The following is a 13,958-nucleotide window of genomic DNA, read 5'->3' on the forward strand; positions in this document are numbered from 1 at the left end:
CCTCTAGCCCGCACCCGCGCCCGCGCCCGTGCCCGCATCCGTGCCGGTGCACAGCTGGGCTGACGCCCTGCGGACGGGGGCGGACGACCGACGGACTGACCACCTATCTCGCACCCGCTCTCACGCCCGCACCCGTGCCAGTGCACAGCTGGGCTAACGCCCCACGGACGGAGCGGACGGCCGACGGACAGACCGCCTATCCCGCCCCGCACCCACACCCGTGCCCAGTCGCCCACCCGCTCCGTGTCCGAACCCGTGCCCAGGCGCGCACCCGCCCCGAACCCGTGCCAGTGTCCACTCGTGCACCTGCCCCCGCGCCAGCACTCGTGCCCGCACCCGCACCCTCTCGTGGTCAAGGCGCTGAGGGCGCGCAGGGGGCCCGCACGGCCAACAGAGGCATCTGGGATGGCGCAGACCCCTCGCCAGGCGGTCAGGGGCACTACAGAGGCCGCCAGGCGCAGTCTCCGACCACCGGGACCGGGCTCGTACCGGACGAAGACGCCGGTCAACGCCTTGCCATGGTGATCGGGATTCGGGCGCCGTGACGGCGGCCGGCCACGTGCGGGTCAGCGAGCGTCACCCTGGAGGCCCCCGGCGGGGGGCGGCGGGTGGGGCCAAGGTGGCTTGCCGTAAAAACAGAAAATGGGTTGTCAGGCGCCCGGGGAGGGCGCCTGAAGCACTCATCGGAGGACCGCAACCCTCACGGCGCAGGGATCCCGTTCGTCGCGGGCCAGCTCATCCGAATGTCGGTCCCCTTGGGGGTGGGGAAGACCTCGACGTCGTCGGCCAGCCCGGTGATGACCGCGAGACCGAAGCCCGTCATGAACGAGTCGGACAGCGTGCCCAGGTCGAGCGGCTGCTCCAGATGGAGCTCATCACTGGGGGCATGGTCGCTGACCGTGACCTCGAACCGCCCGGAATCGTCTCGGAGCTCGATGCGGATGGGCTCGCCCGGGCAGTGGGCGCGGTGCGCCTCCACAGCCCGGGAGCATGCCTCACCCACGGCGAGCCTGACCTCGTCCAGCAGGGACTCCTCCACACCCGTGCGCCGGGCGATGGCCGTGGCCACCAGCCGTGCGGTGCGCACGTGCGCGGGGAGGGCGCTGAACGTCAGCTCGACGGTAGCCATGCTACTTGTCTTTGCCGTGAGCTTCCTTGGCCTCGTCGACCGAAGCGTAGATCCCGAAGACCTTGGTCAGACCGGTGATCCGGAAGATCTTCAGGATGCGCTCCTGGGTGCAGACCAGTTCCAGGGAGCCGTCGTGCGCACGGACCCGCTTGAGCCCGCCGACCAGGACACCAAGACCCGTCGAGTCCAGGAAGTCGACCTTCTCCATGTTGACGAGAAGGTGGAAGTTGCCCTTGTTCACCAGGTCGATGAGGAGTTCACGCAATCTCGGCGCAGTGTAGACATCGATCTCACCCTCGACCTCGACGATGGTGAGTCGGTCCTCGTTGTGGTGATCCAACTTCAGATCCACAGATCCTCCAGCGCCTCGCCTGCGAAAGTACTCTTGCCGGCCTGGCAATCTGGAGCGTGGCCCCAGACTGTCCGACCCTGACGCGCGGCATTCAACCACGCGTCTGGCTTGTGTCTATACGAAATCACGATTCCCGGCGACTTTGCCCACTGATGCAAGACTGGAAACAGTGACTTCCTCCGCATCCTCCCCAGAACAGGCAGGTCCACTCCTCCGCCACCTGCTCGGTGTTCCCGCACGTCATGAGCGCGTCACCCATGTGGAGCATGTTCCAGCACGTCAGGCTGGTCAAGTCGGCTGGCCCGATTGGGCGCCGGACGTGCTGGTTACGCGCTTGGCGAACCGCGGAGTGACGGGGCTCTGGCCACACCAGTACGAGGCCGCCGACCTGGCATTCCGTGGCCGAAACGTGATCGTTTCGACGGGCACGGCGTCCGGGAAGTCCTTGGCGTACCTCACTCCGGCGGTCGCGTCCTGCCTCGACGGCGGGACGGTGCTCTACCTGACGCCGACCAAGGCCCTGGCCGCCGACCAGCTGCGCGGGCTCCGCGAACTGCACATCACGCAGGTGCGGGCGGCCACGTACGACGGCGACACGCCGTTCGAGGAACGCACCTGGATACGCCGACACGCCAATTACGTCCTGACCAATCCCGACATGCTCCACCGGAGCGTCCTGCCCAGGCACGCGAGCTGGATGTCGTTCTTCCGGCGGCTGCGCCTGGTCGTCGTGGACGAGTGCCATGGCTACCGAGGTGTGTTCGGCTCCCACGTCGCCCAGATCCTGCGCCGGCTCCGCCGGGTGTGCGCACGGTACGGCTCGACGCCCACGTTCCTGCTCGCCTCGGCGACGGCGAGTGAGCCGGGGGCGTTCGCGATGAGGCTGACGGGGCTTGAGATGGACGAGGTGACCGTGGACGCCTCTCCCAAGGGTTCCACCACCATCGCGCTGTGGGAGCCGCCGCTGACCGAGCTACGGGGCGAGGGAGGGGCGCCGGTGCGGCGTACGGCCACGGCGGAGGCCGCCGACATGCTGGCCGATCTCGTGCTGGCCGATGTCCGCACCTTGGCCTTCGTCCGCTCCCGGCGCGGCGCCGAGACGGTCGCGCTGACCGCCCGCGCGAAACTCGCCGACGTGGCCTTCTCCATGCCGTACACCGGCTCCATGCCGTACACCGGCTCCCCGCTCCCCCCGCCCCCGGCCACCCACCGCCCAGAGGCCGCAAAACCGACCACGCCCCCTCGGGCCACCCACCCGCCGTCTGACACGCCCCTCAACGACACCCTCGACCAAAACCCCAACAACCACCCCGACCACGCCCCCGACGACAGCCCCGGCCGCGCCCCCTCCCACAGCGCGCCCGAGAACCCCCTGTCCTGGGCCTTGCCCGACATTTCCGACCTCTCCAACCTCCCCGACAAGATCGCCGCCTACCGCGCCGGCTACCTCGCCGAAGACCGCCGCGTCCTGGAGAAGGCGCTCCGCGACGGCACCATCATGGGCCTGGCCACCACGAACGCCCTCGAACTCGGCGTCGACGTCTCCGGCCTCGACGCCGTCCTCATCGCCGGCTGGCCCGGCACCAGGGCCAGCCTCTGGCAGCAGGCGGGCCGCGCGGGCCGCGACGGCCAGGACGCCCTGGCCGTCCTGATCGCCAGGGACGACCCTCTGGACACCTACCTCGTCCACCACCCGCAGGCCCTGTTCGGCCAGCCGGTGGAGGCGATCGTCCTGGACCCCGGCAACCCGTACGTCCTGGGCCCCCACCTGTGCGCCGCAGCCGCCGAGATCCCGCTGACCGAGGCCGATCTGCCCATCTTCGGCCCGACCACCACCGACGTCCTCGACGACCTGGTGAACCAGGGCATGCTCCGCGCCCGTCCGACCGGCTGGTTCTGGACCAGGCGCGAACGCCCCACCGACCTCGCCGACATCCGCGGCGGCGGCGGGTCGCTCATCCACGTCGTGGAGGCGAACACCGGCCGCCTCCTCGGCAGCGTGGACGAGCCCTCCGCCCACACCACCGTCCACACGGGCGCGGTCTACATCCACCAGGGCGAGACGTTCCTCGTGGAGGCACTCGACCTGGAAGCCGCCGTGGCCCTGGTCACGGCCGCCAATCCCGACTACTCGACGTTCGCCCGCGACATCACCGACATCTCCATCCTTTCCACCCAGCGCTCCCACCCCTTGGGACAGGGCACGCTGCACTTCGGCGAGGTCGAGGTGACCAGGCAGGTGGTCTCGTACCTCAAGAGGCGCTTCCAGTCGGGCGAGATGCTCGGCGACGAGCCCCTTGACCTGCCACCTCGCACCCTCCGCACCCGCGCCGTCTGGTGGACCCTTCCCGCGTCGGCCGTGGCCCCACTCGCGGAGGCGGGCATCGACCTCGGCGGCGCGGCCCACGCCGCCGAACACGCCTCCATCGGCCTCCTCCCCCTGTTCGCCACCTGCGACCGCTGGGACATCGGCGGCGTCTCCACCGAACTGCACGCCGACACGGGCCTGCTGACGGTCTTCGTGTACGACGGCCACGAGGGCGGCGCCGGATTCGCCGAACGCGGCTACGCCCGGGCGAACGACTGGCTGACGGCCACCCGCGAGGCGATCACCTCCTGCGAGTGCGAACGCGGCTGCCCGTCCTGCATCCAGTCACCCAAGTGCGGCAACGGCAACGAGCCCCTGGACAAACGGGGCGCCATCCGCCTCCTGAACACTCTGCTCACCACCGGCTGACCCAGCACCACCGAGCCCGCCTGGAGCGCCACCCACAAACAGCCCCCGGCGGCTCGGACCGCCGTGCTCACCACCCGACCAGAGTCCCTAACTGAGCCCGCCCTCGTGCCGACGCCCCGCATAGGCGGACGTACCGACACCACCAGAACCACTCGCCCCACCACCGGCACCAGCAGGCCTGTCCACGGCACCACCACCATCGACAGCACCGCCAGCGCCACTGCCAGCACTGCCCCTGGCAGCATCCCCACCAACACCAGAACCACCTGTCACAGCACCGGCAGCACCACCAGGACCGCCCGTCACGGCACCACCAGCACCACCGGCGTGGATGGCCGCCCCAGCACCACCGGCATGGATCGTCCCAGCACCTCCGGCGCCGAGACTCGTCCCAGCCTCCGCGCCCTCATCATCCGGCGCCCAGAAATCCAGCGCTCCGGGCTGCGGCCGCTCCCAGAACCCACTGTCCTCCATGGACCGAGGCGAAGGCGGCAGATAGTCATCCCACCGCTCCTCGATCCGCACAGCAGGCCGCTGCGCCGCCGCCGCGGCCGGCTCAGGCACCTCGATCACCGCCGAACTGGGCAACGCAATCCGTACCGGCTCCTGCCGCCCACCACGTCCACCGTGATCAGCCGCGCCCCCTTCGCGGCCCTGACCACCTGCATAGCCATAGCCAGGGCCTCCCTTGCTCAAGTCACCGCCATGCCTCTGACCACCGCCGTGACTCTGCACACCTTTGTAGCCCTGATCACCCTGGACATCTGGACGACCGACAGCCGGCGGAACCAGATGCGCCGAACCAGCATCTACCGGAAGCACCCCTCGCGCAGGAGCAGCATCCGCAACAGAGGCGATGTTCGCCCCGCCAGCCTCTAACCCCGGCATCGCAGACACCTGCCGCAATCCCTGACCACCGCCCGGGAGTGCCGCGCCGCCTCCCGCACCCGCTCCCTGCCAACCAGCAGGCATAGGCGACGAATCACCATTACTGGAAGCTCCGCCGGAAGCCGAAGCCTGCCCATCAGCCGCCTGCGGCCCCTGCGGCATCCGCGTCTTCGCCACCGCAAGGATCACCGCGGGCCGACGCCGAGGCGTCACCCCGGCCGCCCCTTCTCCACCTTCATCACGCGAGGCACCTGCCCCCGAAAGGCCGACCTCGGTCCCGGTCCACGAAACGCCGGCACCCGCTGCCGCCCTCGAAGCAGGAGCAGAAGCAGAAGCAGCAGAAGTGCCCCTCGCCGTCGGCGCCGGGCCCGTTCTCAGGGCCTGCGAACTCCCGCCCCTTCCTCCCTCGGCAGCCAGCGCCCGCCGCCGAGCCCAAGCTCCGGCATGCGCTCCGAGCAGCAGCAGAAGCAGCCCACCCGCGACATACAGCCCGTACTGCCCGACGTCCCCCAACACAGACTCGCCCGACTGCGCCTTCACGCCATTCACCTGCACGGACGCGGTGTCCGAACCGCCCTCGCCCTGGTCGCTCCGACCCTCGCCGTTCCCACCTGATGGCGTCAGGCCGTCTTTTTCCCCTTCTCCCTGCCGCTCATCAGCAGTCGGAATAGGCAGATTGCCCTTCGTGTCCGTGTCGGGGATCGCAGGCACCTTGGCCGTCACCTTCGGCCGGTGAGCCGTCGCCTTGCGCGTGGGCTGAGTCTGCTTCTTGGCGGGCAGCGTCGGCAGCGGATCGACCCTCTCGGATGTCTTGGGCGCCTGCCGCGTCTTGTTGACTTCCTTCTTCGGCTGGGCGGCAGGCGGAGCGGGCACGCTGACGTAGGCGGTGCCCGACTCGCCCGACCCGACCGACCCTCCGTCACCGTCGCTCCGGAACGCCCTGACCGTGAATCCCACCTTCTGCCCCGCCGCCTTGGCCGGCACCGCGAGCACCGCCTTGCACGACCCACCGCTGCACGCGTTGTCCGCCGCCAGCCGCCCCACGACCCCCGACTGCGTGTTGGACACCTGGTACGTCTGCAGATCGGGCTCGGCGCCCTTGCTCCAGGTCACGACGACCTTCGTGGTGCCCTGGAGATCGGCGCTCACATTGCTCGGCGTCTCGGCGGGCCGCCGCAGTTTGAAGGTGCTGCTGTCGTACCTGGTGCCGGTGATCTCCCCCTTGAGGGTCACGGTGAAGGTCCCGTTCGGGGCGCTGCCGGCGTCGAACGTCCCGGAGATGGTCTGGTTGGCGCCCCCGCCGGCCACTTTCACCGAACCGGTGGACGGCCCGTCGACGTACAGCCCCATGCGCAGTTGCATAAGCCCCGTACGTGCGGAAATGGTGACCGACGACCCGGAGACGACCTGTCCGTCCGACGGCGAGGTGATCTGCCCGGAGGCCCCGCTTCCCACCGTCACGGCCGCATGAGCGGATCCACCGAACATCATGGACCCCACCGCGACGATCCCCGCGGCCACCACTCTGCCAACTACCGTCACGACGCTTCCCTCCATCGAGAGACTCGCGCCACCCGGCCCACTCGCGAGGAGCGAGTCAAGCGACGACCGGAAGTGCAGTTCGCCCGGCGATACGGTCACCGACCGCCCCCGGCCCCGCACCCTAGCGACACCGTTCCGGCTCTCCCAGACCCTTCATCAAGAACGGCATGGACCGCGGGTAAGCGGAACGTTACGTGAGCAAGCAGACTCTTGGACACCAAGTCCAAGAAGTCGTGACTTGATTGCGACCTAGCCCCACAAACCCCAAAAGCAACCGTTCTTCACCACATCCGCCACCACCAGCAAACCCTTCTTACAAGCCACACCGAACACCGCCGACTAGACCCCCATTCAGCAGCACCAAAACTGCCTTATGAGCATGTCCTATACCTCAGCACCTCACCCCACAGCACTCATCAACCGAAACCGGCACCACACTGATGATCTCCGCGACAAGACGCTTGTCGACAAAACCGATCACCCATCCGCGCACCCATAAAAAAACCCGCCTAATTCTCTGGGATTACGCTTTCACGCCTCCATAGCCGGCGATTCAGCTAATAACCCGTTGGCCAGGAAAGGCATGCCACCTGACCATCACCGCCACACACCCGCGTCATCGAAAGCTCCATGCCCCGACTGGCCGAGACGCGCGCGATCGCGAACCGACGGCGCGTCCGGGAGACCGACCAGATGCACGTCTACGCCAGGCACGGACGCGGACGAGTGCAACCGCCCCAGCCGGCGCCGAGAAGTACTGCGCGTTCTATGATCACAAGCCCATGAGCCAATCGCCCACGCTGTCCGCCACGGAAGTCACGTCGGAACGACTCCTGCTGCGCAAAGTGCACCCCACCGACCGTGACGGTCTCATCGAGCTCATGACCGATCCCGAGGTTCAGGCATACCTCGGTGGCCCCCGCCCTCGGAGGGAGGTCGAGCAGCACTTCGATACGAGCATCGCGAACTCGACCCCCAGACCTGGCAATTTCGTCATCGCGGAGAACACGACCAACCGGCTCATCGGCACATTGATGCTCGCCCGCCGATCGGCCGATCGTCCCGGACATGTCACCGAGGGTGGCGGGGAACTGGAACTGGGCTATGTGCTGCGGCGCAGTGCGTGGGGCGCCGGCTTCGCGTACGAGGCCGCAACGGCGGCGTTGCGCGCCGCAGCTGACGAACTTCCCGACCAGCCGGTCCTGATCGTGACCCAGACGGCGAACCAGCGATCTCTGAAACTCGCCGCCCGCCTTGGTTTCCGCCCCGTCAGCACGTTCGAGGAGTTCGACGCCGAGCAGACGCTCTGCACGGCGCCCTTGTCCATGTTCCGAATCTGATCTCAGTCATCAACACATCAGTCTCAACGCGGCGGCCCTCAGACAGGCGAGCCAGCTTCTCGTGCTTCCCAGGCCACCGACTGCCGTTCGTGCTCAACTTCGTCTTCATGCCCTGATTGATCAGACCCTGGTTGATCGAGTCAGCTCGGGTCCTTGTCCACCATCACGTCGACTCGTTACCTCTCGGCGCACCTCTCGCCCAGAGCGCTGATATCGCCGCGTTCTTCCTGATATGACCGGCCTGTGGCTTTTCGCTCCGGCGCGCTCGGCCTGGAGCCGGTGGCCAGGCCGAGGGGCGACTCGCCGACTGGCAGCGCATGTACGACGTCAGTGTGCTCGGCTCCCTGTGCATCATCCAGGCGCTGGCTGCCAAGCTGATCGACTCCGGCGACGGCGTGCTGGTGATGCTGTCCGGTCACGGGGCCGGGCCTGCTCGGGCTCTGCCCCTGACAGTCCCGGTGCCTACGACCGGTAGCGAGATCGACAGAGCGGTCCAGACATCGGCTACCTCGCCGCTGATCTCGCATCGGGTCATCTCGACACCGTTGTCGGCTGCCAGCGCGCCGGCTCGGGCGCACGCCTCCTGCGGATCGAGCAGCGCGAGCCGGGCGGCCGCCAAAGCGCTGAGGTCGGCCGCGTCGTTCACGCGGTGGCGGGCCACCCGCGCAGTGCCCACCGTGGCGAAGGCCGTGGCAACGGCCATCAAGAGCCCCATCAGCGCCACGCCCCACAGGGTGGCGGAACCGCGTTCGCCAGCATCGGCATCATCCCTTCGTGTGACGATCCACAGCCGCCGAGGCGCAGTGGATTGTGCTCGTCTTCGCTGGCAGGGCTGCGACGGACGCCGTCCGTCATACGGCCGTTCTCGTGCCACTCCTTGCACCTGACTTCCCTTCATTCGCGGCTCGTGCGGAATGTCTTTCGGCGGAGGTGATGACGCCCTTCTCGGCTCAGCTGACGTGAAGCGTGGGCCACGGGGCCATGGCGGCGTGCTTCACCACCAGGTGGAGTGATGACGTGGGCACACGTCAGCTGGCCCCGTGGTCGCGACGATGCGGCAACGCTTGCGGGCAGATGCGATGAATCTCCGCTATGGCTCTGTGTCGGCGAAGGCAGAAGCGGATACGCGTACTGGCGGGAATGCCGAACCCCATGCTGGTCTCACTTGAACGGCGATCTGAACTTTCGTCGTCTTCGGGTCGCGGCTGATGTCTACTTGCGCGTCCGCGCTGGTGGCCGTGATGGCGACCGCGCGGACCTCCTCCAATGGCTCGCCTCTCGCGGCGGCCCGGGCTGCGGCGCGGGCCGCGTCCACGCATTCGAGCTGGATGGCGACGGACTGGATGGCCCATAGACCGGCTGCCAAGACGATCATCAGCGCCGGAAGCACAGCTGCGGTCTCAGCGGTCACAGAGCCTCGCGCTGCTGAAGCGCCTCGGAGAAGCGGTCTCGGGCGAAACCTCACGCGTCCGTTTTCAGTGCTCGGCTGATGATGCCGGTGAGCAGGTCCGCGACTTCTGTGCCGCTGACGATCTTCATGAGGAGTGCCGCGAACGCGCAGGCCGCGATGGTTCCTACGGCGTATTCGGCGGTGGACATACCGCGCTCGCGGTTTGTGGCCGCGTAGTGCAGCCATTTGTTGGAGCGAGGGTGGGGGCTCGGGTGCCTGGGGTTTCTCGCGCGTGTGGTGTGGCCGTCAGTGCCGGGGCCGCCAGCCGAGGGCGCCTGGAGGTCGCCCGTCTTGGGTGCTGTGTGTTCGGGCGTCGGGGCTGTGTGCACAGGGGATGTCGGGGCTGTGGTCGTGGTGTCGTCATGGGCTGCGAGGGCGCGGCTTGCTCTTGGGGCGGAGCGACTGGTCGGAGGCTGAGTGAGGCTGTCGTGGTTTCGCTTCAGGGCGGTGGTGGGTGGGGGTGGAGTAGCGGCGGCTTCTGGGACGTACGTGGTGGCGTCCGGTGTGGGGGCAGGGCTGTGCATGGTGCCTCCAGGTGCTTGGTGGAGCCGGTTCTGCCCGGCGGGTTACAGGTTCGTCGAGATCGAGCCGGCGGAAGTCGCCGAGCGGCGTTCTGTGGATAACGGTGCGCCGAGCATGTCTCAGGTGATCAGGAGAGGATGCGAACAGGGGGCATCCGTGTGAGGCCCTGGCAAGGGGGTGGCGGGCTGAGACCTGAGCTGGCACGGCTGTCCCTTGTGGCGCTGACGGTGTCCAGTGGTGGTGGCTTGATGTGAGGCGTGGTGCGGCCTGGAGGTTGCGTAAGGCGGACTGCCGGGTTGCCGGTCATCGCTGCGCGGCTGCGGGATTTGGCGCGGCTACGGGAGGCGGCGTGATTACGGGAAGGGGCGCGTGCTGAGACCTGAGCTGGCACGGCTGTCCCTTGTGGCGCTGACGGTGTCCAGTGGTGGTGGCCTGGTGTTAGACGCGGTGCGGCCTGGTGCTGGTGCAAGGCGAAGTGCCGGGTTGTCGGTCATCGTTGCGTGGCGATGGGAGGTAGTGCGGCTACGGGAGGATGAGGGCGGAGGCGAGGTCGGCCACCACCGGGACTATGCCCAGGAGGACGAACGCCGGGAGGAAGCACAAGCCCAGAGGGGCCACCGCCTTGACCCCGACGCGCCTCGCTGCCGCCGCAGCGGCGGCCCTGGACGCGTCGCGGGCGTCGTCTGCCAGGCGGGTCAGGGCATCGGCTACGGGGGTGCCGCTTTGGGTGGCTCTGATCATGGTTCGGGAGAGCTGCCCTAACGCGGGATCCTTTGCCAGGAGGGCCCAGGTGGGTTCCGCGTCCGCGCCAAGCCGCAGCTGAGTGCTCACCCAGCCGAGACGCTGGCCGAGAGGGCCCCCTATCGCGTTGGCGGCGATCTCGGTGGCGGCGCTGACCGGGCAGCCCGCCAGGAGGCCAGCGGTCATCAGGTCGGCAGCGAAGGGAAGGTCGGTCAGGATCTGCTGCTGGTCCTGTTGTGACCGCGTGGGTTGTCTCTTGTGCAGGTAGATGCCAGTAGCGGGAGTTATGAGAAGTCCTACCATCACGCCGATGGCGCCGCCGATCAAGACGGCGATCGCCAGACCCGCCGAGGTCGCGATGAGGATGGTCTTTCGGCTGACACCCGGACTAGGGCGTTTGCCGAGCTGGTCCAGCCATGTCGGGGGCGGCTCGGTGTCGGCAGGGTGTGTGGTGGTTACGGGATCGAGCGCCGCGGCGTGGGCGTGGGCGTGGGTGCGGGATTTGGGGTTCGGACTTCGACGGTGGTGAAGGCCTGGGGGCAGGTTCAGGGTTCGCTGGTCGTCCGGGCTCACGGGTGGCTTCAGGCGGGTCAGGCGTTCCTGGGGCGTGTGTGAGGGGAGCCAGAACCAGATGGCCATGGCGGCGCATAGCGCGGACAGCAAAGGGAGCAATGGGGGTCCCGTCGGTCGAGGTGGTAGGCGCGACTGGTCGGTGCAGCCGGCGGTGTTAAGGCCCGAGTTGCGCTGGGCGACGAGCGGTTGGTGCTGGTGCCGGTCGGAGCCCCGCACCCCGCCCGGTCAGCGCAGCAGCACCCGCTCCCCCGGCCGACCAGCACCGCGGGGCGATCGGCTCACAGTGCCCGGCCTGCTTGGCGGTGGTGCGATCCACCCAACCACGGCGGCCCAACCGCTCGGCGGCGCGATCCGCCCATGGCGACCCGACCCGCTCGGCGGCGGCACCATCGGCCCACCAGGCGCGATCGGTTCTGATTCGCGCATTGGAGGGGTTGCGGCGGATGGAGGCCCTCGGAGGGGCGGTGGGTGGAAGTCCCCGGAGGGCGGCGATGGAAGTCCGCAAAGGGCGGCGGACGAGAGTCCCCAAAGGGCGGCGGGTGGGATCCCGGAAGGCGGCGATGGAAGTCCGCAAAGGGCGGCGGATGGGAGTCCCCGGAGGGCGGTGGGTGGGGGTGTTGAGGGGGTGGTTGTCAGCGTTCGGCTTTGGTGGACATCTGGTGGGTCCACCACAGGCCGCAGGCGTTCAGGGTGATGCCGGTCGCCAGGCAGGTGACGCCTGGGAGGCTGCCGAGCAGGAAGCGCAGGGGATGCATGTTCAGCGTGGCGGCCATGAGGAGGCCCAGCACGGGGAGGACGGCGAGCATCTTGGCCGTGGTCCGTGGGCCTGCGAGCTGAGCGGATACGTCCTGGCTGTGGAGCTGGGCTGTGCGTAACGTGGCGGCGACGCGGTCCGTCAGGGCGGCGAGGCCAGCTCCCGCGGTGATGCTCACCTGCCAGCAGGCCGCCAATTGGCGGAAGCCCTCGCCGCCCTGTGGCGGGGCCGCGTTCGTGAGGGCCGCCGGGACGTCGCCGCCGTCTCTGGCCGCGGCGAGGACCGGACGCAGGAGATCGGGGTCTGGGACGGTGATTGCCGACATCGCCCTGGTCAGGGCCTCGCCCGGGGTGCGGCCTGTGGATAGTTCGGCGGAGAGGGCCTGGCAGAGCTCGATTGAGGCCAGTCGCCAGGCTTCGGTACGGCGTTTCGGGCTTTGTGGAGCGCGGAGGAGAGTCCGGAAAGGGGGGGATTGGTACGGTTTGGCGAACGCCGTGAGCTTGGCCAGGCGTGTTGTGGCGCTGGCGGGAGTTGTCCACAGCCATACGGCGAAGCCTGTGGACAACGCGGCCAGCCAGACGGCGGTCGGCATGGTTCCTTCCTTCGCGGGTCAGGGGTCATGGGTGCGCCTATGCGCTCACGGGCTGGTGGTCAGGAGGGCAGGGGCGAGGGCGTACGGCGTGGGAGAAGGCTTCGTAGCCGGGGCCGAGGTGGGTGTTGCCGGACGGGTCGAAGGTCACGGCGGGGAGGGACTCGACGAGGCCTGTGGATGTCCGGGTGAGCAGGCAGATCTCGGCGATGCGTCGTCGGCCGTTGTGGCGGTCGCGGGTCAGGTGGATGACGGCGTCCAGGGCGGCGGCCAGTTGACTGTGGACGGCCTCGCGGCTCAGCCCGGCCGCGCAGCCCAGAGCTTCCAGGCGGGGTGGCACGTCGGCGGCGGTGTTCGCGTGAAGCGTGCCGCATCCGCCCTCGTGGCCCGTGTTGAGGGCGGCCAGCAGGTCCACGACCTCGGCACCCCTGACCTCGCCCACCACGAGGCGGTCGGGGCGCATGCGCAGGGCCTGGCGCACCAGGTCGCGTAGGTTCACGCCGCCGGCGCCCTCCAGGTTCGGCGGACGGGTTTCGAGGCGGACCACGTGAGGGTGGAAGGGGCGGAGTTCGGCCGAGTCCTCCACGAGGAGGAGGCGTTCGCCCGGGTCGGCCAGGGAGAGGAGTCCCGAGAGCAGGGTCGTCTTGCCTGTGCCCGTGCCGCCGGTCACCAGGAAGGCCAGCCTGGCGGACACCATCGCCGTGAGCATCGCGACGGCCGACTGCGTGATCGTGCCCGCCGTGACGAGGTCGTGCAGGGTGAACGTACGGCGTGGCGGCAGGCGCAGGGACAGGCAGGTGCCTTCGGGGGCTATGGGCGGAAGCACGGCGTGGAGGCGTACGCCGCCCGCGAGTCTCGCGTCCACGTAAGGCGAGGCGTCGTCCAGACGTCGTCCCGCGGCGGCGGCGAGGCGCTGGGCGAGGCGGCGTACGGCGGCGTCGTCGGTGAAGCGGATGGTGGTGCGGCTGAGGCCGGTGCCGTCGTCCAGCCATACCTCGTCCGGGCCGTTGACGAGGACGTCTGTGACGTCCGGGCGGGCGAGGAGCGGCTCCAAGGGGCCGGCTCCGATCAGGTCCGCGCAGAGGGCACGGGCGACGGCGAGGATCTCGGCGTCGCCGTAGACCGCCTTCTCCGCGCGCAGGGCTACGGCGACCTGGGCGGCACTGGGTTCGGCGCCGGTGCGGGCGAGGCGTACGCGGACGGCCTCGACGAGCTCGGGAGACACGGGTGGTGGGGGTGCTGCAGGCGGACTCGTGGCCGGCCAGGTGGTGGTGCTGAGCGGGGTTTTGGTGGCCTGGGCGGGCTCGTCGGGGTGGGTGTGGGGTGGCGTCATGTGAGGTG

11 protein-coding genes are annotated in these 13,958 nt (G+C 69.0%); 2 read left to right on the plus strand and 9 right to left on the minus strand.

Going from position 1 to position 13,958, the window contains the following annotated elements; genetic code table 11:
- Nucleotides 1–700: 700 nt before the first annotated feature.
- Nucleotides 701–1,129, minus strand: coding sequence for an ATP-binding protein (locus SMD20_RS28755; protein ID WP_329587078.1), 429 nt, complete (start codon nucleotides 1,127–1,129; stop codon nucleotides 701–703).
- Between the two features lies 1 nt (nucleotide 1,130).
- Complete coding sequence (locus tag SMD20_RS28760) at nucleotides 1,131–1,481, minus strand: STAS domain-containing protein (protein WP_020542579.1); 351 nt, start codon at nucleotides 1,479–1,481, stop codon at nucleotides 1,131–1,133.
- A gap of 409 nt (nucleotides 1,482–1,890) precedes the next feature.
- Here SMD20_RS28760 and SMD20_RS28765 point away from each other — a divergent pair, with 409 nt between their 5' ends.
- Entirely contained in the window at nucleotides 1,891–4,218 is a 2,328-nt protein-coding gene (locus tag SMD20_RS28765) for a DEAD/DEAH box helicase (RefSeq protein WP_329587081.1), read from the plus strand.
- Between the two features lie 87 nt (nucleotides 4,219–4,305).
- On the opposite strand, the gene SMD20_RS28770 is transcribed toward SMD20_RS28765, so the two are convergent.
- Entirely contained in the window at nucleotides 4,306–6,648 is a 2,343-nt protein-coding gene (locus SMD20_RS28770; protein WP_329587084.1) for a hypothetical protein, read from the minus strand.
- A 782-nt stretch (nucleotides 6,649–7,430) separates the two neighbouring features.
- On the opposite strand from SMD20_RS28770, the gene SMD20_RS28775 reads away from it, so the two are divergent.
- Nucleotides 7,431–7,988 (plus strand): GNAT family N-acetyltransferase, encoded by a 558-nt coding sequence (locus SMD20_RS28775; RefSeq protein WP_329587087.1) that lies wholly within the window; start codon nucleotides 7,431–7,433, stop codon nucleotides 7,986–7,988.
- 415 nt (nucleotides 7,989–8,403) lie between these two features.
- Here SMD20_RS28775 and SMD20_RS28780 read toward each other — a convergent pair whose 3' ends face one another.
- The 6 genes from SMD20_RS28780 to SMD20_RS28805 all read right to left on the minus strand — a co-directional run bounded on the left by SMD20_RS28780 (nucleotide 8,404) and on the right by SMD20_RS28805 (nucleotide 13,950).
- Nucleotides 8,404–8,886 carry an Rv3654c family TadE-like protein gene (locus tag SMD20_RS28780; protein ID WP_329587090.1) on the minus strand — a complete coding sequence of 161 codons (483 nt, stop codon included), beginning with the start codon at nucleotides 8,884–8,886 and terminating at the stop codon, nucleotides 8,404–8,406.
- Between the two features lie 192 nt (nucleotides 8,887–9,078).
- Nucleotides 9,079–9,453 carry a TadE family type IV pilus minor pilin gene (locus SMD20_RS28785; protein ID WP_329587093.1) on the minus strand — a complete coding sequence of 125 codons (375 nt, stop codon included), beginning with the start codon at nucleotides 9,451–9,453 and terminating at the stop codon, nucleotides 9,079–9,081.
- A complete protein-coding gene (locus SMD20_RS28790) occupies nucleotides 9,450–9,962 on the minus strand; it encodes a DUF4244 domain-containing protein (RefSeq protein ID WP_329587096.1) in 513 nt (170 codons plus the stop codon). Before SMD20_RS28790 ends, SMD20_RS28785 begins: the two co-directional genes overlap by 4 nt.
- 520 nt (nucleotides 9,963–10,482) lie before the next feature.
- Nucleotides 10,483–11,340 carry a type II secretion system F family protein gene (locus SMD20_RS28795; protein ID WP_329587098.1) on the minus strand — a complete coding sequence of 286 codons (858 nt, stop codon included), beginning with the start codon at nucleotides 11,338–11,340 and terminating at the stop codon, nucleotides 10,483–10,485.
- 566 nt (nucleotides 11,341–11,906) lie between these two features.
- Nucleotides 11,907–12,620 carry a type II secretion system F family protein gene (locus tag SMD20_RS28800; protein WP_329587101.1) on the minus strand — a complete coding sequence of 238 codons (714 nt, stop codon included), beginning with the start codon at nucleotides 12,618–12,620 and terminating at the stop codon, nucleotides 11,907–11,909.
- Between the two features lie 37 nt (nucleotides 12,621–12,657).
- On the minus strand, nucleotides 12,658–13,950 hold the full coding sequence (locus tag SMD20_RS28805; RefSeq protein ID WP_329587103.1) for a TadA family conjugal transfer-associated ATPase: 1,293 nt from the start codon (nucleotides 13,948–13,950) through the stop codon (nucleotides 12,658–12,660).
- Nucleotides 13,951–13,958: the final 8 nt, after the last annotated feature.

Origin of the sequence: Nonomuraea sp. LP-02, from assembly GCF_036289125.1 — a bacterium.
Lineage (GTDB): Bacteria > Actinomycetota > Actinomycetes > Streptosporangiales > Streptosporangiaceae > Nonomuraea > Nonomuraea bangladeshensis.

Excerpts from the sequence above, each read along its gene's own strand:
- SMD20_RS28755 (WP_329587078.1), bottom strand. The coding sequence starts at position 1,129 with ATGGCTACCGTCGAGCTGACGTTCAGCGCCCTCCCCGCGCACGTGCGC.
- SMD20_RS28775 (WP_329587087.1), top strand. The coding sequence starts at position 7,431 with ATGAGCCAATCGCCCACGCTGTCCGCCACGGAAGTCACGTCGGAACGA.
- SMD20_RS28780 (WP_329587090.1), bottom strand. The coding sequence starts at position 8,886 with ATGAAGGGAAGTCAGGTGCAAGGAGTGGCACGAGAACGGCCGTATGAC.
- SMD20_RS28790 (WP_329587096.1), bottom strand. The coding sequence starts at position 9,962 with ATGCACAGCCCTGCCCCCACACCGGACGCCACCACGTACGTCCCAGAA.
- SMD20_RS28795 (WP_329587098.1), bottom strand. The coding sequence starts at position 11,340 with ATGGCCATCTGGTTCTGGCTCCCCTCACACACGCCCCAGGAACGCCTG.
- SMD20_RS28800 (WP_329587101.1), bottom strand. The coding sequence starts at position 12,620 with ATGCCGACCGCCGTCTGGCTGGCCGCGTTGTCCACAGGCTTCGCCGTA.
- SMD20_RS28805 (WP_329587103.1), bottom strand. The coding sequence starts at position 13,950 with ATGACGCCACCCCACACCCACCCCGACGAGCCCGCCCAGGCCACCAAA.